Source organism: Novosphingobium sp. DS6-6 (assembly GCF_057784975.1).
In genome coordinates, this window is sequence record NZ_JBYNTS010000011.1 from 64824 (window position 1) to 86273 (window position 21450).

Annotated in this window: 14 protein-coding genes; 11 read left to right on the forward strand and 3 right to left on the reverse strand. The window is 65.1% G+C overall.

Features of this window, described 5'->3' with window-relative positions; translation table 11 throughout:
• Positions 1-192: 192 nt before the first annotated feature.
• The 4 genes from AC3EDY_RS13180 (at position 193) to AC3EDY_RS13195 (ending at position 5314) form a co-directional block, all read left to right on the forward strand.
• Entirely contained in the window at positions 193-2565 is a 2373-nt protein-coding gene (locus AC3EDY_RS13180; RefSeq protein ID WP_488572959.1) for a TonB-dependent receptor, read from the forward strand.
• Between the two features lie 93 nt (positions 2566-2658).
• Entirely contained in the window at positions 2659-3381 is a 723-nt protein-coding gene (locus AC3EDY_RS13185) for an aldolase (protein ID WP_488572960.1), read from the forward strand.
• Positions 3382-3518: 137 nt separating this feature from the next.
• Positions 3519-4097 carry an ANTAR domain-containing response regulator gene (locus tag AC3EDY_RS13190; RefSeq protein WP_488572998.1) on the forward strand — a complete coding sequence of 193 codons (579 nt, stop codon included), beginning with the start codon at positions 3519-3521 and terminating at the stop codon, positions 4095-4097.
• Positions 4097-5314: a CmpA/NrtA family ABC transporter substrate-binding protein gene (locus AC3EDY_RS13195; RefSeq protein ID WP_488572961.1), complete on the forward strand. Its 1218-nt coding sequence runs from the start codon at positions 4097-4099 to the stop codon at positions 5312-5314. Before AC3EDY_RS13190 ends, AC3EDY_RS13195 begins: the two co-directional genes overlap by 1 nt.
• A gap of 242 nt (positions 5315-5556) precedes the next feature.
• Here the strand turns inward: AC3EDY_RS13195 and AC3EDY_RS13200 are convergent, their stop codons facing one another.
• On the reverse strand, positions 5557-7251 hold the full coding sequence (locus tag AC3EDY_RS13200) for a bifunctional protein-serine/threonine kinase/phosphatase (protein ID WP_488572962.1): 1695 nt from the start codon (positions 7249-7251) through the stop codon (positions 5557-5559).
• Positions 7252-7356: 105 nt separating this feature from the next.
• Between AC3EDY_RS13200 and AC3EDY_RS13205 the strand changes: the two genes are divergently transcribed.
• The 6 genes from AC3EDY_RS13205 to cobA all read left to right on the forward strand — a co-directional run bounded on the left by AC3EDY_RS13205 (position 7357) and on the right by cobA (position 16536).
• Entirely contained in the window at positions 7357-8631 is a 1275-nt protein-coding gene (locus tag AC3EDY_RS13205; RefSeq protein ID WP_488572963.1) for a nitrate/nitrite transporter, read from the forward strand.
• Positions 8632-8717: 86 nt separating this feature from the next.
• Positions 8718-10022: an alginate export family protein gene (locus AC3EDY_RS13210; RefSeq protein WP_488572964.1), complete on the forward strand. Its 1305-nt coding sequence runs from the start codon at positions 8718-8720 to the stop codon at positions 10020-10022.
• Between the two features lie 233 nt (positions 10023-10255).
• A complete protein-coding gene (nirB, locus tag AC3EDY_RS13215) occupies positions 10256-12769 on the forward strand; it encodes a nitrite reductase large subunit NirB (RefSeq protein WP_488572999.1) in 2514 nt (837 codons plus the stop codon).
• Positions 12766-13131, forward strand: coding sequence for a nitrite reductase small subunit NirD (nirD, locus tag AC3EDY_RS13220; RefSeq protein ID WP_488572965.1), 366 nt, complete (start codon positions 12766-12768; stop codon positions 13129-13131). Before nirB ends, nirD begins: the two co-directional genes overlap by 4 nt.
• Positions 13121-15727 carry a nitrate reductase gene (locus AC3EDY_RS13225; protein ID WP_488572966.1) on the forward strand — a complete coding sequence of 869 codons (2607 nt, stop codon included), beginning with the start codon at positions 13121-13123 and terminating at the stop codon, positions 15725-15727. The genes nirD and AC3EDY_RS13225 overlap by 11 nt, the downstream gene beginning before the upstream one ends.
• Complete coding sequence (gene cobA, locus AC3EDY_RS13230) at positions 15724-16536, forward strand: uroporphyrinogen-III C-methyltransferase (protein ID WP_488572967.1); 813 nt, start codon at positions 15724-15726, stop codon at positions 16534-16536. Before AC3EDY_RS13225 ends, cobA begins: the two co-directional genes overlap by 4 nt.
• Here the strand turns inward: cobA and AC3EDY_RS13235 are convergent.
• Together AC3EDY_RS13235 and AC3EDY_RS13240 are read right to left on the reverse strand one after the other, a co-directional pair.
• Positions 16517-17206, reverse strand: coding sequence for a DUF2278 family protein (locus AC3EDY_RS13235; RefSeq protein ID WP_488572968.1), 690 nt, complete (start codon positions 17204-17206; stop codon positions 16517-16519). The two genes, cobA and AC3EDY_RS13235, sit on opposite strands and share 20 nt — an antisense overlap.
• Positions 17207-17208: 2 nt before the next feature.
• Positions 17209-18903, reverse strand: coding sequence for a phospholipase D-like domain-containing protein (locus tag AC3EDY_RS13240; protein ID WP_488572969.1), 1695 nt, complete (start codon positions 18901-18903; stop codon positions 17209-17211).
• 186 nt (positions 18904-19089) lie between these two features.
• Here AC3EDY_RS13240 and AC3EDY_RS13245 point away from each other — a divergent pair, with 186 nt between their 5' ends.
• A complete protein-coding gene (locus tag AC3EDY_RS13245; protein WP_488572970.1) occupies positions 19090-21363 on the forward strand; it encodes a hypothetical protein in 2274 nt (757 codons plus the stop codon).
• Positions 21364-21450: the final 87 nt, after the last annotated feature.

Here is a 21450-nt window from a genome sequence, read left to right on the forward strand (position 1 = left end):
GGCCGCTTGCATCAAAGATAAAAGATCACAGGGTCGATGCGGCGATTTCGTTCAGGGCGAAAGCGGCACAAGGGGTGGAGCGACGTTACGCCTGGTTCGCATTTTCCGTGCCGTTTGAGGGGATGCACGCGCGCCGCGCTGGCGGCGCAAGCTCTGGAAGGCCGATACCGTGCCTTTAGACCGGAGTTCCTCATGCGTTCACAACACAGATCGCCTCGTTTCGTAACCGCTCTTCTGGGATGCTGCATCGCCATTCCGGCTGCCGCGCTGGCACAGGAACCCGCGACCGAGGATGAGCCGGCGCCGATGGTCACGGTCACGGGCCGGCGCATCTCGCAATCGGCCGAGGCGATCGGCGAAAACAAGATCAGCAACGTCATCGCCGTAACCCGCGAAGCACTGCTGTCGGCGCCATCGGGGATTTCCGGTCTCAAGATGCTGGAGCAGTTGCCGGGCTTCAACGTCCAGACGGACGGCGCGCTTGGCCTCTACGAATTCGGCAACAGTGTGCAGACCCGGGCTTTCAATCTCGATCAGATCGGTTTCATAGTCGATGGCATCCCCACCGGCCGGAGCGATGCCTTTGGTGGAAGCCCGATTTTCCGCTATGTCGACAACGAGAACCTAGGCGTGGTGGAAGCGGCCGTGGGCGCCGGCGACGTGTCGCTGCCCAGCTATTCCACGCTGGGTCCCGTGGTGCAGTACAACAGCATCCAGCCGCAGAAGGATCTGGGCCTGTTCGTTTCGCAGACCTTTGGCCAGTTCAACACGCGGCGCACGTTCATTCGCGCCAGCACCGGGCAGGTCGGCCCGCTGCGCGCCTATCTCAGCCGCACCAAGCTCAATACCGATCTGTGGCGCGGGCCGGGTTCGGTGGACCGCGAACATTGGGAAGCGCAGGTCCATGCCGATCTGGGCGGCGATAGCTGGGCGCGGTTGAAATTCGTTTCCAACGACTTCTTCGATTACGATTCGCCGCCGATCAACCGCGCGCAGTACAATTGCACCACGCGCAGCGCGGTGGGCGCCTGCGGGCGCGATTATGCCTATATTGAGAACGTGCCCAACACGACGCCGGGCTTCGCGCCGACCACGCCGGGGGTCTATTATTCCAATCCCCTCTATGCCCAGGTCTATAACCTGGCGATCAACGTGCGGAAGGACCGGCTTTACGGCGCCACGTTCCATGCCGGCATCGCCGACGGCGTATGGGCAGAAACGACACTCTACTGGGAAGACAAGGGCGGCTATGGCGTTTCGCCAGATACCTACCCCTTTTCGCTGAACCAATACCAGAGCCAGGTGGCGGTGGGTCTGCCGGTCACCGCGCCCAAGGGCATCCAGTACGGCCGCTCGGGCGTGGGTGGCGACCGTTACGGGGTGACAGCCAAGCTGCATTGGGACCTGGGCGTCAACACCCTCGAAGCGGGGGTGTGGGCCGAAGTCGACAAGTACCACCGCACCCAGGCGCGCTACAACACCACCGACGGCGCGCCCGACAGTGCGCCAAACCTCAACGAACTGGTCTATCTTCGCCGCGACTATCGCTCCAAGCGCGATACCTTGCAGATTTTCGTCAAGGATACGCTGAAGCTGGCCGATGATGCGCTGGTGCTCGATCTAGGCTTCAAGGGCCTGATGCTCGATTACTACTACAACGGCTATCGCGATTTCAACGATTACTACCGGATCGTGGGCCAGAGTACCGTTGCCGGCTATGGCCCCAGCCGCAACACCGCGCATTATAACGACCTGTTCCTGCCGATGGCCGGGCTGCTCTACAAGATCGACCAGCGCACCCAAATCTTCGCCTCCTATGCCGAAAACATGGCGCTGCCCAAGGGCATGGACGATATCTATTCCGTGATCCGCCCCGGCGGCGCGCTGGTGCCCCAGCCGGCAGCCGAGCGCGCCACCAATATGGAACTGGGCATCCGCACCAATCAGGGGCAGCTCTATGCCTCGCTGGCCGGTTACTACACCCGGTTCAAGAACCGCATCCAGTCGATCGCCAGCGCCGTGCCGGGCAGCAACGGCAACGCCACCGAAACCTTTTTCCAGAACGTGGGCCGGGTGCGGGCCTATGGCTTCGAGTTTTCCGGCACGTACAAGCCCGCGTTCCTGCACGGGCTGCTCTATGGCAATCTCAACGTCACGTACAACAACGCCAAGTTCCAGGATGACGTCGATGCGGCACCGCGCATCTTCACCGCCGGCAAGTATCTGCCCGACAGCGCCAAGTGGATCGTGGGCGGCGGCCTGACCACCGAACCGGCGAGCTGGCTCGTCGCCAACCTGTCGGGCCGCTATACCTCGAGCCGCTGGTCGACGTTCGAGAACACCGCAGGATCGAGCGTGCCGGGCTTTGCCGTGTTCAGCACCTATGTCGATATCGGCGACGGCTGGCGCCTTGGCCCGGTGAAAAGCATCAAGGCGCGCTTCAACATCGACAACCTGTTCGACAAGGACACGCTGTCGTTCATCTCGGTGTCTGTAAGGGGCGATGGAACGTTCCGCCCCCTGTCTCCCCGCACGTTCCAGTTCACCATCACCGGGGAAATCTGACCTGCGCCAGGTGCAATGCCGGGGGCAGCGGTGAAACTGCCCCCGGTACGGCCCCTGGTTGACAGCACGGCGCGCCAAATCCTAGTTGACGCGATGAACTTGAACAGCGAGCCGGTGCGCCAGGCCCGGGTGGATCTGGCGGCCTGTTTCCGGATGGCGGAAAAGCTGGGCTATGCCGAGGGTGTCTGCAACCATTTTTCGGTTCTGGTGCCCGGCTGCGACAACCTGTTCCTGGTCAATCCGATCGGGCTGGGCTTTGACGAAATCGGCGCGGATGACCTGCTGATCTGCGATTTCGACGGCAATGTCGTTGCCGGGACTGGTCAGCCGGAAGCGACGGCGTTCCATATTCACGCGCGCATTCACATGCAGGTGCCACGCGCGGTAGCGGCATTTCACACGCACATGCCCTATGCCACCGCCCTGGCGATGGTGGAGGGGTCACCGTTCAGCTGGGCCATCCAGTCGTCGCTGGTGTTCTATGATCGTGTCGCGGTTCTCGAACGGTATGGCGGGCTTGCTCTGGACGCAGCCGAGGGCGATGCGATCGCCGCGTCGCTGCATCACGCCGATGCGGTGTTTCTGCGCAACCACGGCGTGATCGTGTCCGCGCCGAGCATCGCTGAGGCCTGGTACAATCTCTATTATCTTGAGCGGGCCGCCCAAGCCGAAGTGATCGCCTTGAGTACGGGGCGCAAGCTCGTGCCGATATCGGCCAACATCGCCACGGCGACCGCAAAACAGATTGCCGATGCCAAGCCCGAAAGCGCCGCGCTCTTTCTGGATTACGTGAAACGTACTGTCGGGATGCGGTAATGCCTTGATGTGGCCGGCATGGCGAACGCCGCGGCATTGGGCGTGCAATGCGCTTCCAACGAGTCCAAGCCGCGAATCGGATGGGTGCCGGCAGATGAGCATTGCCATCCGCGCATGTTGCGATGCACAAGGTGTTCATGCGGATAGCTATCGTCGATGAAAGCGCAACGCGCGCTGCGGTGATCCGCGAAGGCCTGGCCATGCTGGAAGACTGCGAGGTGATCGTGGTTACCGAGCGGCGCGGGCTGGTGGCGCGAATCAGCGAAATCGCACCCGATATCGTGCTGATCGACCTTGGCAATCCATCGCGCGACGTGCTGGAGGAATACTTTGCCGTCAGCCGCGTGCTGGCCCGGCCGATCGCCATGTTCGTCGATGAATCGGACGAGGACGCGATCGCCGCTTCGATCGACGCCGGCGTATCATCCTATGTAGTCGATGGTCTGGCGCCGCATCGCATTCGCCCCATTCTCGACCTGGCGATCCGCCGTTTCCACGCATTTTCCCGCCTGGAGGCGGATCTGGCCGAAGCACGCGGCAAACTGGCCGAGCGCGACACGATCGACAAGGCCAAGCGCATCCTGATGGACAGCCGCGGCCTGGGCGAGCCACAAGCCTATGCCGAACTGCGCAAGACCGCGATGAACCAGGGGCGGCGGATCATCGACATTGCCGAGGCGGTCGTGACCGCACACAAACTGTTGGGAGGCCCGTGATGGCTGAGGAATTGACGATCGGGTTCCTGCCGCTGGTCGATGCCTGCCTGCCGATCCTGGCGCACGAACAGGGCTTTGCGCGCGAAGAAGGCCTGTCGCTGCGCATGGCCCGCGATACCAGCTGGGCGACCGTGCTGGATCGTCTGCTCTATGGGCATTCCGACGTGGCGCATATGGTCGCGCCGCTGGCGCTGGCCACGACCCTGGGCCGGGGACGCCCCGCCCAATCGCTGGCGGTGCCGTTCGTCCTCGGGCTGAACGGCAATGCGATCACCATGCGGCCCGACCTGGCGGCGCAGGTCTGCCCGCCCGGCGTGCTGGGCGATCCCGCGGCGGTAGGCACGGCATTGCGCGGGGTGGCGCTGGCGCGCAAGGCGGCCGGCGTGCCGCTGCGCTTTGGCGTGGTGCATCGCTATTCCAGCCACAACTACATGCTGCGCTATTGGCTTGCAGCCAGTGGCATCCGTCCCGATCACGACGTGGAAATCGCCACCATCCCGCCGCCGTTCTGCGCCGATGCCCTGGAACAGGGGGAGGTGGACGCGGTTTGCGTGGGCGAGCCGTGGAACAGCGTGGCGGTGGAGCGGGGTGCGGGCGTCATCGTGCTGGTCACCGCGCAGATCTGGCGGCGCGGGGTGGAAAAGGTGCTGGCCCTGCGCGAACGGGTGCTGGACGAACGCCGCCCCGCCATCGAGGCACTGATCCGGGCACTGCTGCGCGCCGGGCGGCATTTCGTTGACCCGGCCAACGCCCGCGAAAATGCGCAGATCCTGGCGCGGGCTGAATATCTCGACGGCAATGCCGCCCTGATCGAGCGGGCGATCACCGACCGGCTGCTGCTGCACAAAGGCGGCGATCTGGTTCGTTTTCCCGATTTCATGTTTCAGTACCGCGAAGCGGCCAACTTCCCCTGGATCAGCCAGGCGCAATGGCTTTACAGCCAGATGGTGCGTTGGGACGGGATGGCTTTCGACCCCGCAGCGGCGGGCAAGGCGGCACGCGTGTTCCGGCCCGACGTTTACCGCAGTGCACTGAAAGGAACGGCAGAACCACTGCCGGCAGCAAGTGCCAAAGTGGAAGGCAGCCTGCGCCAGACCACCGCCGTGGGCACGCAACAAGGTACGATCGTATTGGAAAAAAACATCTTTTTTGATGGGCAGATTTTTGATCCCGATGATCTTCCGGGGTATCTGCGGGCGCTTGAAAAAGTGAAATGATGCGGCATTGCAAAAAAGCCCTTTACGGCGACGGTACGAATCGCATAGCCTGACACCAACGATGTTCGCGTCATCCAAAGGGGGATGACGATACGCGACGTCGTCATTTCAACATTGCGTGGCAACGGTGCCGCCCGATCTGACCTTGAACAGGGGTCAAGTCGAGGCGGCTTTTGCGCGTTCGAGAAACGCGAACCGGGTCACGCCGCAAAGGCGGCACGATCGGCATGGGCAGGTGGGTATCAGGAACGGAACAGCAGCGCGGCGATCAGCGCGATCGCCAGCAGCGCGCTGACGCCCTGCCAGAACCGCACCGGGTGGCGCTGGATCAGCGGCAGCGGCCGGCGTGGGGCGATAGTAAGCGGGCCGCCGCTTTCCAGAACGCGCAGCAATTCAACCACATCGGCAAAACGCCGGTCGCGATCGGGATGGATTGCGGTGCGGATCGCCTCGTCCAGCCAGCTGGGAATTTCGGGGCGGTGTTGCGCCATGGGCGGGGGCGGGCCGAAACGGGCGCGCTGGAACGCTTCCTGTTCGCCGAACGGCATCTGCCCCGTGAACCAGCGATAAAGCGTGACGCCCAGCGCGAACTGGTCGGTCAGCGCGTCGCCGGCGTTGCCTTCGAACTGCTCGGGCGCCATGAAACCGGGCGTGCCGGGAATATCGTCCGAAACGAAATCCTCCACGCGGGGCAGCCGGGCAATGCCGAAATCGATGAGTTTCAGGCCGCCGTCCTGGGTCAGCATGACATTGTCGGGCTTGATATCGCGGTGGATGATGTCCAGCCGGTGCAGGGCGGCAACACCCCGCGTCAGGCGAATCGCCTGGGCAAGACCGACGGCCAGCCCGGGAACGCTGCGGTGCAAGCGTGCAGCCATCGTTTCGCCGGCAAGGAACGGCTGCACATTGTAGAGCGCGGTCCGGCGTTCGGGCGCCAGCGGCACGCCGGCGATCACGAACGGGCTGGCGACACGTTGGCCCACCAGGATTTCCCGTGCGAAGGCCTGACGCATCGCACGATCGCTGGCAGCGCCGACGCGCGGGAATTTGAGCACCACGCCGCCACCGCCATTGCCGTCGCGGGCCAGGGCGAGCACGGCATAGCGCCCGGTGCTGAGCAGGCGCTCGATCCGGTATCCGTCGATGCTCTCGCCCGGTGCGGGCGGGGTGATGACCGGCAACCCGGCCAGGCTGGCGGCGATGCCGTCAAGATCGGGTGCCGGCAGCCGGACCACGTCGATCACCAGCGCGGTCGCGTTGTCCTGGCCGCCCGCCGCCAGCGCGGCTTCGACCAGATCTTCGGCCGTTGCTTCGGCACTGGCTTGGCGGGCCAGGATCGCGGCGATGCGCCGTGCCGGCAGCGGGCCATGGACCCCGTCGCTGGTCAGAAGCAGCCGGTCACGCTCGGCCAGTTCGATCACCGTGTGATCGAGCCGTACTTCGCTGTCGAGGCCCAGCGCGCGAACCAGCACGTGGCCCATTTCGGGTTCGGGGCGGACGTGATCGGTCGTCAGGCAGGCCAGCCGTCCGCCCCGGAAACACCAGGCGCGGCTATCACCGACATGGGCGAGATGGCACCGCCGTCCGCGCAGCGCCAGGGCGGTGAGCGTGGTGGCGCCATGGCGCATCGCTTCACCCCGCCCCTGTGCGTGAAGCCAGCGGTTGTAGGCGGCCAGCGGCCGGTGCATGGCGCGTGCCGGGCCAAGCGTTTCGGGCACGGCATAAAAGCCTTCGATCAGCGAACGCACCGCGAGTTCGGCCGCCACGCGACCCTGCCGGCCGCCCGAAACGCCATCGGCCACCGCCGCCAGCACCCCGTGGCGCGCGGCATCGTGCCGGGCGGGAACATGAATTCCCCCGAAATCCTGGTTGTCGGCCCTTGGCCCCTGCGCGCTGGCAAATCCGGCAACCACGGCCAGTTCTCCGTCATCCCGCATCGCTCCTGCTTCTCCGCCCTTCGATTTTCGTGCCTGCGGCCTGATGCGCGCACGCACGAGCATCGGGGGTGAACCCGTCACGTCAAGTCTGGAAGGAACGTTTTCATGTCGAGTGCAGCCTCATCATTGGCCCCCGGCCGGGCCCTGCCCGCCGCCAAGGGCGCGCCGCAAGCCAAAGGTTTCTGGCAATCGGGCCATGCGCCCACGCTGATCGCCGCGTTTCTCTATTTCGACGTCTCGTTCATGGTCTGGGTCATGCTCGGCCCGCTGGCGCCGATCATTGCCGGGCAGATGCATCTCGACGCCGCGCAGAAGGGCTTCATGGTCGCGCTGCCCACCTTGGCGGGCGCGGTCCTGCGCGTCGTCAACGGCATCGCGGCTGACCGGATCGGCCAGAAAGTGACAGCGATCGTCAACCAGATCATCGTGATGGCCGGCCTGTTCACGGCCTGGTATTTCGGCATCGCCACGTATAAGGGCGTGTTGGCGCTTGCCGTGATCCTGGGCTTCGCCGGCGCCAGTTTCGCCATCGCGCTGCCGATGGCCGGCCGCTGGTATTCGGGCGAACACCAGGGCAAGGCCATGGGCATTGCCGGGATGGGCAATTCGGGCACGGTCTTCGCGTCGTTATTCGCCGCGCTGCTGGCCCGCTCGTTCGGCTGGACGAACGTGTTCGGCCTGGCACTTGTCCCGCTGGGCATCGTCTTCGTCTATTTCCTCATCGCCGCCAAGGACAGCCCCGACCAGCCCGCGCCGATGAAGCTTTCGGCCTATGCCAAAGTGCTGGGCGAGGGCGACGCCTGGTGGTTCATGCTGTTCTACTTCGTGACGTTCGGCGGGTTCGTCGGGCTGTCCAGTTCGCTGCCCACGTTTTATGTCGACAGCTTCAAGGTGACGCCAGTGATTGCCGGCTATTGCACGGCGGCCTGCGTCCTCATCGGCTCGCTGCTCCGCCCGCTCGGCGGCGCGCTGGCCGATCGCTTCGGCGGCATCCGCACCTTGACTTTCGTCTATCTTGTCGCCGCCGTGCTTCTGGCCGTGATCAGCGCGGTGGGCACGCAGGCCTTGCCGCTGGCGGTGACACTGTTCGTTGCGGCGATGGGTACGCTCGGCCTGGGCAACGGTGCCGTGTTCCAGCTGGTGCCGCAGCGCTTTCGCAATCAAATCGGCGTGATGACCGGCCTGGTTGGCTTTGGCGGCGGCATTGGTGGGTTCTACCTCGCCAGCTCGCTGGGGCTGATCAAGCAGATGACCGGCAGCACGTCCATCGGCTTCCTGATCTTTTCGGGCCTGGCGCTGATCGCGGTGGCCGGCCTTACCGCGGTCAAGCGCCGCTGGCGGACGACCTGGGGCGCGGCGGCAACCGGCGTGCGGATCTGACCGCGCCGATCACCCAAGAGCCGGAACACCGGCCGGGGAGAGGATGGCCTGATCGGCCCAATCCGGAATAATCATGAGGGAATACCATGTTGAAACTGCGCGCGATTGCCGCGATGACTTACGGCGCCGCCGCCTGTGCGACGGCAGCGTCAGCCTTTGCCGGAGAGGCCAGGCCGCTTGTCGCGCCCATGCCTGTCGGCGGGGACTTCACGATCAAACCGGTGCTGGCCAGCAGGCTGCGCTGGGAAAGTGTCGATCAGCCGGCCAAGGCGCTTTCCGCCGATGCGGTGACGCTGCGGCTGCGCGCGGGGATCGAACTGGCAGACAAGGCGGTGCATCTCGCGTTCCTGGTCGAGGCGGCGGGAACGCTGGCCCTTGGCGATCGCTATAATGCCTTTCCGTACAAAAACATCGGCTCAAGCCAGTATCGCCCGACCTATGCCGTGGTGGCAGACCCGGAAAACGTCGCGCTCAACCGGTTGCAACTGCAATATCGCCACAAGGCGGTCACGCTCACGCTGGGCCGGCAGCGCATCACCCTGGATGACGAACGCTGGGTCGGGCCGGTGGGCTGGCGGCAGAACGAACAGACATTCGATGCCGCCCGCGCCGAGGTGAAGCTGGCCCCCGTCAATCTCGACCTGACTTATGCCAACAGCCAGCGCACGATCTATGGCACCGACGGCGGGATCAAGACCGCGCTCGGCGGCCGGTTCTGGCTGCTGGATGCCGGCATCAAGACCGGGCCGGTGATGACCAAGGGCTTTGCCTATCTGCTCGATTACGATGATACTGCAGCCACGCCGCAGACCGTGCGGGGCCAGACCAACGGTTCGCAGACCTATGGCATTCGTTCGAACGGCAGCATCAAGCTGGCCCGGGCCCTTGCCTTTTCGTTCGACGCAAGTTTTGCCCGGCAGACCAACTACGGCCGCAATCCCTTGCGCTACAGGGCGGATTACTATGCGCTCGATGCAGCCATGGCCCTGGGCCTGCTCACCGTGAAAGGCGGCTATGAAGTGTTGGGTGCAGATGCCAACGCGGCTGGAGGGCCCTGGGCGGTGCAGGCGCCGCTGGCCACGCTGCACAAGTTCAACGGCTGGGCAGACCTGTTCCTGACCACGCCCACGCGGGGGTTGACCGACAGCTATGGCGAGGTCGGCGTCAAACTGCCGATGGTCAAGCTGGTCAAGGGCCTTAACGCCCAGGTGATCTACCACCAGTTCCACAGCGATATCGGCGCGATCAATTTCGGCCACGAATGGGACGGGGCAATCAGTTTCAAGACTGGATCGGTGGCCTGGCTCGCCAAATATGCCGATTACGTCGCGCGGGGCGGGGGCACCACGAATACGCGCCGGTTCTGGCTTCAGGCCGAGTTCGGATTCTGACAACGAAGGATGTTGCGTCGCAAAAAACGCTTGCGGGCGACAGGTTGATTGGGTTAACTTCCCGAAATCGAAGTTGCGACGTCCAACGGCGGACGATCTGCTCGCAGCTTCCTTCTCGACATCATTGCGTGGCAACGACGCCGCCCGTTCCGACCTTTCATCAGAGGTTCGTTCGTGGCGGCTTTTTGCATTGCGCGCGTTTCAGGAGATGTTTGGTGAATGCCTCGATAGTCATCGACCGGGCCAACGACCCGATCATCGCGCCCCTGACGGGCGCCGCAGAGCGGCTGGTGGTCATCGGCAACGGCATGGCCGGCTGCCGCGCTATCGAGGAAATCCTCGCCCGGGAAGGCGTGTCGCCGAAAATCACGATTTTCGGCGCCGAGCCACGCGTCAATTACAACCGCATCATGCTGTCCCCCGTTCTGGCCGGCGAAAAGACGTTCGACGAAATCGTCATCAACGGCCCGGAATGGTATGCCGCGCACGATATCACGCTGATCGCCGGCGATCCGGTGGTGGCGATCGACCGTGCCCGGCAGACCGTCACGGCCAGATCCGGCCGGGTCGAAGCGTATGACCGGCTCTTGATTGCCACGGGTTCCGATCCCTTCATCATCCCCGTGCCCGGTGCCGACCTGGCCGGCGTCGTCACGTTTCGCGATCTGGACGACGTGGAGCGCATGCTTGCCGCGGCGCAAGCGGGCGAAGCCAAAGGCGGCGGCAATGCCGTCGTCATCGGCGGTGGCCTGCTGGGGCTGGAAGCGGCGCACGGGCTGTCGCTGCGCGGCATGAACGTGACCGTTATCCACCTGATGCCCACGCTGATGGAGCGCCAGCTGGACGAAGCGGCCGGCTGGCTTTTGAAATCCGAACTCGAACGGCGCGGCCAGACGATCCTGACGGGGGCCGATACGGCCGAGATCGTCGGCCGCGACGCCCATGTTGCGGCGGTGCGCCTGAAAGACGGGCGCGAAGTTCCGGCCGACATCGTGGTCATGGCCGTGGGCATCCGCCCGGCCGTGGGCCTGGCCCGCGCGGCCGGGCTGGACGTGGAACGCGGCATCGTCGTCGACGATCACATGATCACGTCCGACCCGGCGATCATGGCCGTAGGCGAATGCGTGCAGCACCGGGGCGCGTGTTACGGCCTGGTGGCGCCGCTGTGGGAAATGTGTCGCAGCCTGGCCGATGCCGTGGCCGGAACACCGACCGGGTTTTCCGGCACGGTGACCTCCACCAAGCTCAAGGTATCGGGCATAGATCTTTTTTCCGCCGGCGATTTTTCCGGTGGCGCGGGGTGCGAGGACATCGTGATGCGCGATGCCGCGCGCGGTATTTACAAGCGCGTGGTGGTCAAGGACAACCGGCTGATCGGCTGCGTTCTCTATGGCGATACCGCCGACGGCAGCTGGTATTTCGATCTCTTGCGCAAAGGCGAGGATATCGGCCCGATCCGCGAGGCCCTGATATTCGGCCAGGCCTTCGCCGCGGGAGGCGGCGCCCTGGCGGACCCTAATGCCGCCGTTGCGGTCCTCTCGGACGATGCCGAGATCTGCGGGTGCAACGGCGTTTCCAAAGGCAAAGTGATGGCGTGCATTGCCGGCGGCGCGCAGAGCCTGGATGCCGTGCGCGCCGCGTGCAAGGCTTCGGCGTCGTGCGGATCGTGCACGGGCCTTGTCGAAAGCCTGTTGCATCTGACGCTGGGCGCAGACGTGCAATCCGGCCCGAAGACGCTGTGCAAGTGTACTAGCTTTACCCATAGCGATGTCCGTCGCCTGATCGTGGAAAAGAACCTGAAAGTCATTCCCCAGGTCATGCACGAACTGGGCTGGTCAACGCCCGATGGCTGCGCGTCGTGCCGCCCGGCGCTCAACTATTACCTGCTCTGCGCCTGGCCGGGCGACTATGTCGACGATCAGCAGAGCCGCTTCGTCAACGAACGGCTGCATGCCAATATCCAGAAGGACGGCACCTATTCGGTGGTGCCGCGCATGTGGGGGGGGCTGACCAATCCGCGCGAATTGCGCGCGATCGCCGATGTGGTGGAAAAGTTCAACGCGCCGATGGTCAAAGTCACCGGCGGCCAGCGGCTGGATATCTTCGGCATCCGGAAAGAGGATCTGCCCGCCGTATGGGCCGATCTCAACGCCGCGGGCATGGTTTCGGGGCATGCCTATGGCAAGAGCCTGCGCACCGTGAAGACCTGCGTGGGTTTGCAATGGTGCCGCTTCGGCACGCAGGATTCGACCGGGTTGGGCGTCAAGATCGAACAGATGACGTGGGGCAGCTGGATGCCGCACAAGTTCAAGATCGCCGTCAGCGGCTGTCCGCGCAACTGCGCCGAAGCGACGATCAAGGACTTTGGCGTGGTCTGCGTCGATTCCGGTTATGAACTGCACGTGGGCGGCAACGGCGGTATCAAGGTCCGCGCCACCGACCTTTTGTGCAAGGTGGAAACGGAGGAGGAAGCGATGGAAATCTGCGCGGCCTTCATCCAGCTTTACCGCGAGCAGGCCTGGTATCTGGAACGCACCGCGCCATGGATAGAGCGCGTCGGCCTGGCCCACGTCAAATCCGCATTGTTCGACGATCCGCGATCCATCCCCTTGCTGGCGGCGCGGTTCCGGCATTCGCAGCGCTTCATGCAGGATGACCCCTGGGCGCGGCGCGTGGCCGGCGCCGATGCCGAACTGCATCAGCATCTGGCCGAGTTCCGCCCCCTGGCCGCGGAGGTCGTGCAATGATCGGCGAATGGCTCGATATCGGCCCGGTCACGCAGATCAGCCCCGGCAACGCCCGCACCATGCCGGTGCGCGTCGCTGGCAAGACCATGCGCGAAATCGCGATTTTCCACACGCTGGACAATCGCTTTTATGCGCTTCTCAACCAGTGCCCGCACAAGGCGGGACCGTTGAGCCAGGGGATCGTGCATGGCGATGTGGTCACCTGCCCGCTGCACAACTGGAACATCTCGCTCAAGACCGGCGAGGCCCTCGGCCCCGACAAGGGCTGCGTCCCCACCGTGCCGCTGCGGGTCGACGCCGGCCGGCTCTATCTGCTGCGCATGGCAGTGATGGATGCGGCCGGCGCTGCCCATGCCGAATGATCCGCCCGTGATCCGCACCACCTGCGCCTATTGCGGCGTGGGTTGCGGGATTGCGGCGCGCGTGACCGGCCCCCGCAGCGTGGCGATTGCGGGCGATGCCGTGCATCCCGCCAACCACGGGCGACTGTGTTCCAAAGGCACGCACCTGGGCGAAACCGTGGGGCTGGAAGGGCGCCTGCTTGCCCCGATGATCGGCCCCGCCGAAGTCACCTGGGACCAGGCGCTTGACGATGTCGCGGCGCGCATGCGGACGGTGATCGATCGGCATGGCCCCGGCAGCGTGGCGTTCTATGTCTCGGGCCAGTTGCTGACCGAGGATTACTATGTTGCCAACAAGCTGATGAAGGGCTTCGTCGGCAGTGCCAATATCGATACCAACAGCCGCCTGTGCATGGCGAGCGCAGTTGCCGCGCATAATCGTGCGTTCGGCGAGGATGTCGTGCCGTGCAGCTACGAGGATTTCGACGATGCCGATCTGATCCTGCTGGTCGGCAGCAATACGGCCTGGTGCCACCCGGTGATCTGGCAACGGCTTGAACAGGCCCGCGAGACGCGCGGCGTGCGGCTGGTGGTGATCGACCCGCGCCGGACCGAAACCGCCGATCTTGCCGATCTGCATGTGCCGGTTGCGCCCGATGGCGATACCGCGCTGTTCAACGCCCTGCTCGCCGCGCTGCGCCAACGCGGCCTTACCGATGCGGCGTTTCTGGATGCCAGCGTGACCGTGCCCGAAGGGTTCTGGCAGGGCCTGAGCGAAGACCACGGGATCGATCCGGTGGTCTTCGCTCATCTTGTCGATCTTGTGGCCGAGCACCCGCGCATGATCACCCTGTTCAGCCAGGGGGCCAACCAGTCGATCGGCGGCACCGACAAAGGCAACGCGATCATCAATCTGCATCTCGCCACCGGGCGGATCGGCAAGCCCGGCGCCGGGCCATTCAGCGTGACCGGGCAGCCCAATGCCATGGGCGGGCGCGAGGTGGGCGGTCTGGCCAACATGCTGGCCTGCCACCTGGGCTTTTCCGAAAGCGAACGCGCCGATGTGGCTGCGTTCTGGCAGACGGACCGCCTCTGCGCCGGGCCTGGCCTCAAAGCGGTGGACATGTTCCGCGCAGTTCACGCGGGCCGCATCAAGTTCCTTTGGATAATGGCGACCAATCCGGCCGTATCGATGCCCGATGCGGGCTTCGTGCGCGAGGCATTGGGGCGCTGCCCGAACGTTATCGTGACAGACTGCATGGCCGATACCGATACCGCGCGCTTTGCCCACGTGCGCCTTCCCGCGCTTGGCTGGGGCGAAAAGGATGGCACGGTCACCAATTCGGAACGCCGCATCAGCCGCCAGCGCGCGCTGTTTCCCGCCCCCGGTGCGGCGCGCGCCGATTGGCGCATCATCTGCGACGTGGCGGCGCGCCTGGGGCACGGGCCGGCCTTTGCCTATGGCAACGCCGCGGCGATCTTTCGCGAGTTTGCGGCGATGACCGCGCTTGCCCGGCGCCATGGCAAAGTGCTGGATCTCACGGGCCTGGCTGCTTTGGACGACGCGTCTTACGCCGCGATGGAGCCTGTGCAATGGGGCGCCCGCCATCCGTTGGGCGGCCGGTTCCCTACCGCCGATGGCCGCGCACGCCTGATTGCCGTGTCGCCACCCCCGCCGCGCGCGGTGACCGATGCATTTCCGCTACGCCTCAACACCGGGCGTTATCGCGATCAGTGGCACACCATGACGCGAACCGGCCTGTCGCCCACGCTGTCGCAGCATCGGCGCGAACCGCTGATCGAAATTCATCCGCTTGACGGGCAAGGCGCCGGTCTCGTCGATGGGGGCTTTGCCAGGGTATTGACGCCCACCGGCAGCGCCCTTTTCCGCGCGGCCTTCAGCGAGGGGCAGCAACGCGGCCAGGTCTTCGTGCCGATGCACTGGGCGGATACGTTCGCGGCGCAGGCCCGTGCCAACCGCCTTGCCGATCAATCGGTCGATCCGGTTTCGGGCCAGCCCGGCTTCAAGAACACGCCTGCGCGAGTGGAAGCCGTGCGCCCGGCATGGCAGGCGTTCCTGGTGGCGAGGGAAGCCGCCCAGGTTCCGGCCGGGCTGCTGTGGTGGACCCGGGTGCGCATCGCCGGGGGATGGCTTGACGAAATGGCCGGCGCGGACGAACCGGCGCTCGACAGGTTGCTGCCCGACGGCGCCCGGCTTGAGGCAGCCGATGATGCACGCGGCATGCGGCGCGTTGCGGTTCTCGATGCGTCGGGCGCATTGCTGGCGGCGCTTTATCTGACGCGCCATGGCCGGTTGCCCGCGCGGGAATGGGTCGCCGGGCTGCTTGGCGAGGGGGGCGGCACCCGAGGTCGACCCGCCGCGGCCGAGCTGCTGGCGGCGCGCCCCATGCAGGCCGCGCCCGATCCCGGCCCGATCGTGTGCGTATGCCATGGCATCGGTACCAAGGCCGTTCTGGCCGCTGCCGATGCCGGCGCGGAAAGCGTGGCGCACGTGGGCGCAGCAACCCGCGCCGGAACGAATTGCGGCTCGTGCCGCCCGGCGATCGCGCGCCTGCTGGCGCAATGGCAGAAAACCGCATCGGAGTTGGCGCAATGAGCGAATTTTCCGCAGGCACGGTATGGCTGGTGGGGGCAGGGCCGGGCGATCCCGATCTGCTGACGCGCAAGGCCGCGCGACTGATCGGCCAGGCGAGCGTGATCTTTTACGACGCCTTGATCGCAGAAGACGTGCTGGCCCTGGCGGCGCCTGGCACGCGGTGCGAATATGTCGGCAAGCGGTCGGGCCGCCATTCCAGGGATCAGGCCACGATCGACCGGCTGATTGTGGCGGCAGCGCTTTCGGGCGAACGTGTCGTGCGCCTGAAAGGCGGCGATCCGGCAATCTTCGGCCGGATGGCGGAGGAACTCGACGCCTGCCGCCGGGCGGGCGTGACAGTGCGGATCTGCCCCGGCGTGACCGCCGCCAGCGCGGCGGCGGCAAGCCTTGGCGCCTCGCTGACTCTGCGCGGCCATGCACGCCGGCTGGCGCTGGTCACGGCCCATGCCCGGCAAGGCGAAGAGCTGGAACTCGATTGGCAGGCATTGGCGGATCCTGCCGCCACCACGGCGATCTACATGGGCAAGGCGGCCGCGCCGATCGTTGCCCAGCGCTTGATGGAAGCCGGCCTTGCCGGCAGCACGCCGGTTGCTCTGGTGGAAAACGCCAGCCTGCCGGGCGAACGCCAGTGCCGCACCCGGCTCGACCTTCTGGCGCTGACCGCGCGCCTGGCGCTGGGCGATGGTCCGGCGATCCTGCTGATCGGCATGGCCATGGCCGGTCCGCCGGCGCAGGCCGATGGTGCCATCGGAGCGCCCGCCGCGCGCACCGCCGTGGCCCCGGCTATGGTTACGCCTTCGCGCCGATAGGCCGCGCGTCGGGCGCCGGGTTGCCAAGATCGTCGGTCGGCACGTTCTGCTGGTTGAATGCGGCGAAGTATGCGGCCCATTCCGGTTCGCCCAGATCGACAAGCAAGGCGCCGTCCTGCCACACGTCGTTATGGTCGTTGCGATCGCTGCCCGGCTGATGGATATAGCTGCCGCCCGATCCCTGGTTCATGTGGGTATCGTGGATGCCCAGGTCGCCGCCGGTATAGAAACGCCCGAACAGATAGACATCGCGGCTTTCGGTCTGCGCCCGGCCGAGCAGGCGGATCAGCGAGGCGGCCGGTTCGACCGCGTGCGAGCCATCCATGACCCCGCTGTCGCGCCAGGGACCGGTGCCATCGAGCACGTCGCTGCGTAGGAAATCGAGCGCGGGCAGGGCGTTCCGGCCGGTAAGATCGGCCTTGCCCGGGGCCGCGGCAGCCAGCGTCTGGATCAGCGGATGGCGGTAATCGTAGACCAGCTTGTACTTGAGCAGATCGTCGCTGTCGCTGGTGCCGACGTTGATGGCCACGTCCCAGGTCTGCCCCGCCACGTCGAGATCGCAATGCAGGTGATACTGCACTTCGTTGCGGTGCCTGTCGTGGCCCCGGCTGCCTTGCAGCCTGGGCGCGGACACGACCTTTGCTTTCACATACCCGTAACCCAGCGTCATGATCAGTCCTTACCGAGAGGTGCCTTTGAAACACCGTTTGAGCCCATCCAGAATTGCAGTTCGGCATGGCGCGCGCCGCCCGGCTGCCAGCCGGTGAGGGGGGTGTAGATCGTATCGGGCGCGCCGCCGGCTTCGAGAAAGGCGCGCCAGGAATAGCTGTCGTAAACGCCGTTGATATGCACGGCATAAGCCTGCGCCAGTTTCCGGTTGCCGCGCACGATCACCAGGTTTTCATCGTTCCGGCGCGAGGCGCTGACCGAGAAATTGTGCGATCCGGTGATCACGGCACAATCGGGGCTGAAGGGATCGACGACGATCACTTTCGAATGGACGATGGCGATCAGCCCCGCGTTCCTGATTTCCGCCACTGTGAATTCGGCTTCGGCCCAGCTTGGCCGGTTATCGTCGGGAACGCCGCCAGGCACCAGCACATCCCGGTGAAACGAGGCCGGATCCTGGCCCGATTTGATCACCTGGCTGCCCACCCTGACAATGCCCTCTCCGCTCGCCTGCACCGTGGAAACGACGCCGCGCACATAAAGATCGCCCTGCTGCGCCCGGGAAAGCACCGCTTCGAGCAGCGGGGAATTGCCCGGCATGAACATCAGCGAAAGCACGCCCTGTCGCGCGCCGTCGATCAGCGCCTTGGCCGCCTCAATTTCGGGGCCGGCGGCGGTGGCGGCAAAGAACAGTTCGATGGGGCCGTCGCGCGTCTGCTGCGCGTTGCTCTCCTTGAGAGAAGCCGGCATGTCATCGCCGGCGGCGACAAGCGCCTGCCATTGCTGCCAATAGCGCGCGGCAACAGGCTGGCTCTGCATGATCAGCACGTTGTTGAGCTGGGTACACAGACCGGACACCGTCCAGTTGGTGCTGCCGGTGAGGACGCGCAGCGGCTGCCCCTGGGCGCTGACTTCGACAACGAACTTGTTGTGCACGCTCGGGGAACTGCGGCCCTGGCGGCTGAGGTCCCGGTGCCTGACTTCGAGGCCGGCGTCGGTCAGCGTCGATGCGACCCAGTCTGCGGTGGCGCTGCCGTTGCCGATCAGGATATGCCCACGATCGCCGAACGGCGTTAGGGCCTGGACCAGCTCCCTGTCGTTGATCTCGTAGATCGCGGCATGGATAGTGCTTCCCCGCCGATCGGCATCGGCCAGGAAATCGAGCATCTTGTGCCGTGCGTCGCCACCGAGATAGCGCCGCGCGGCAAATCCGGGATTGCCCAGTTGCGCCACGAAAGCCCGCAACCGCTCGCTCGACACGTCGCCTTTCACGAACCGGCTCACCACTTGCGACATCAGGGTGCCACGGTTGAAATAGGTTTCCAGCCCATCGCCCATGTCGCCGGTGACCACGACCGGTTCCGTCCACGCCGAAACGGTCTGCGCATCTGCGACGAAGCCGCCCTGGCCATCATCGCGCATGGCGGTGACCCGGTAGCATAGCTGTTCGGCCGCCGTGACGCCGTGATCGATCCAGATGCAGCGCCGGATGGGCGATAAGGCGGAAGAGATGCCGCCCGGTGCAACGGGTCCTGCGCCGGGTTGCGGAGGAATACGGTTGTTTACCGTCGCTATGGCCCCGCTTTGCCGATCCATGCGCTCCAGCGCGAAACCCGCAAGGTCCGCGGGCCAGCTGTCGGGCTCCCACGCCAGCAGCACGTCGTCGGCATTCGCAAAAGCCTTGATCGTGATCGCCATGGCCGTTCCATTCTTCAGCGCCGCATGCTGCGGCAATAGAGGTGCGCCCCGATTGCGACAGAGCCGTGACGTCGCCCGCGGCACCCGGGCATTTACCTGGGCGAGGGCCACCCATTATCCCGATAGTGCCGATACCGACGATACCGACGTGTGGTGCAAAGAAACTTCCCACGCCATCAGGCATTGATGGCGTGGGCGAATGGCCTCTGCAACGAGGATGGCATGGGCAATTCAGAGCAACAGGGCGCACTTTCCGGGGAAACGGAAACACTGGCGCGCGCGGCGTTGCGCGCGCTAGCCAGGGGGCGCGCAGGGCGATGCCTTTTCGAAGCGAAGCAGGGCAATCTGGGGATCACGCTTGCGCTTGACGCCGATGCCTTGTGGATCATCCTGCGTCGCCCGGGCGCGGACGACGGCGGATTGGCCTTGCGCCTGCCTATTTTCGGTGCGGAAACCCGCGCGCGCCTGGTGCCCCATGACGATGCGATCGCCGTGGTGGAATGCCACACCACGCTGGGCCAGGCGCGCCTCGAATTAACAGGCGATCCTTTTGGCCTGGAGCAACTGCGCGCGATCTGGAGCTTCGCCCCGGTCCGCAATCTGCGCATCGGCATGCTCGAGCGCGATCTGGTGCCGTTCGGCCCGGACGGCGAGCCAGGTGCCACGTGCGTGACAGTCGAGGCGCAGCAGCGCAAGATGAACACCGGGCTGTTGTACTTCACCCTGTCCGAGCCGGCATTCGGCAAGGTGCTGTACCTGCAGAATTTCAGCGCGCTCAATCCCTATTTCGCGGCGACCGGGACCAAGCCTGAAAACGCCGTGCAGGGCGATGGGCCGGACATGGGCTATCGTCCGCCGGTCGATGCCGAGAGCGGGTATGTGACGCTGCCTGCCGCCCGCGAACTGGTGCTTTACGATACGATCCTTGCCATTCGCGCCTATCCGCAGGGGGAAGAGGCGGACAGCGCCTGGCAATTCCTCGACATGATCGGGGGCATCTACCCCTGGCTATCGCCCCCGCATGCCGAGTTCCGGCACTGGCCCAAGCGTGCAGAAGCGACGGCGCACGATCTCGTCCATGCGCCAGAGGCGCGGATCGAACATTTCGGGCACGTCTATTTCCATCCTTACACGGCCAGCGAATATCCCGATGTCATGGTGCAACTGGCCATCGCATCGGCGCTTGACGATTGGGGGCGCTGGCAAGGGAAGCCCCATCCACTGGTGCGCGAGATCCTGAGCGGGATCGACGCGTTCCACGATACTTCGCTTGGTACGCTGCGCCGCTATCTGCCCAACGTGGGGATGGACAAGAACGCCAACGCGGTCGACAGCTGGTATCTCTATCATCCGATGCTGAACCTCGCCAATCTGGCGCTGGCCGGCCACGACGATGCGCGGGCGCTGTTTCTTGCCACGATCGATTATGGCATCCACGCCGCGCGCCATTTCGCCTATCGCTGGCCGATCCTTTACGACCTGCGCGATTTTTCGATCATTCAGGCGGTGGCCGATGGCGATGGCCGCGGGCAGACCGACGTGGGCGGTATCTATGCCTGGGTCATGCTTCAGGCTTTCGAACTGACGCTCGACGTGCGGTTCGTGGAAGAAGCGATGCGCGCGATCGACGCCGCATGCGGGATGCGCTTCGATCTCAATTATCAGGCCAATCTGACGGCATGGGGCGCGGCCGCGTGCATCCGCCTGTGGCGGATCACCGAACGCAAGGACTATCTCAAGCAAAGCTACGTCTATCTGGCCAGCTTCTTTCACAACAGCCAGATCTGGCAGAGTGAAATCGACCTAGCTCGGAACTGGCGCAACTTCCTGGGTGTCACCTGCCTGCACGATGCGCCCTATATGGCGGCCTACGAATGCTTTGACAGTTTCGCGGCGTTCGAACGCTATCTCGATTACGGCGGCCCGGACCTAATCCCGTCGGTGCGGCTGCTGCTCAGCGAATATTGCCGGCATGCGCTGAACCGTGGCTGGTTCTATTATCCCGATGCCCTGCCGGAAGAGGCGGTGGCGGAGGAGGATATCCGCAACGGCTATATCAACCGCGCGCTCAGCTTTCCGCTCGAGGACATCTATCCCGATGGCCAGCGCGCCGGCCAGGTAGGGCAGGAAATCTATGGCTGCGGCGGCGCGATGATCTATGCGACGCGGGCGTTCCGCCGGATCGACGGTGCGCCGTTCCTGTTGTGGTGCGATGTCTTCCTGCGGGCGGTGCACCAGATCGACGCGAACACCTTGAGCCTGCGCATCGACGGGCCGGCCGGCTCGGAAGCCCGGCTGGCGCTGGTGGCTAAAGAGGGCGATCTGCCCCCCGGACTTTCGCCCCGGCTGGCGACCGCCGACGGACAGATCATGTCTTTTTCAGAGCAGGGCAATCGGCTGGAAGCGCGGCTGCCGGCCGACGCCTCGCTGATCTTGACCTGGAACGGGGACGCGCAATGAAAGCGGCGATCAAGACCGACGATGGCACGTTCGCCGTTGCCAGGCGCCTGAACCGGCGCCGTGTTCATCGCGGTCGAGATGTAGCAG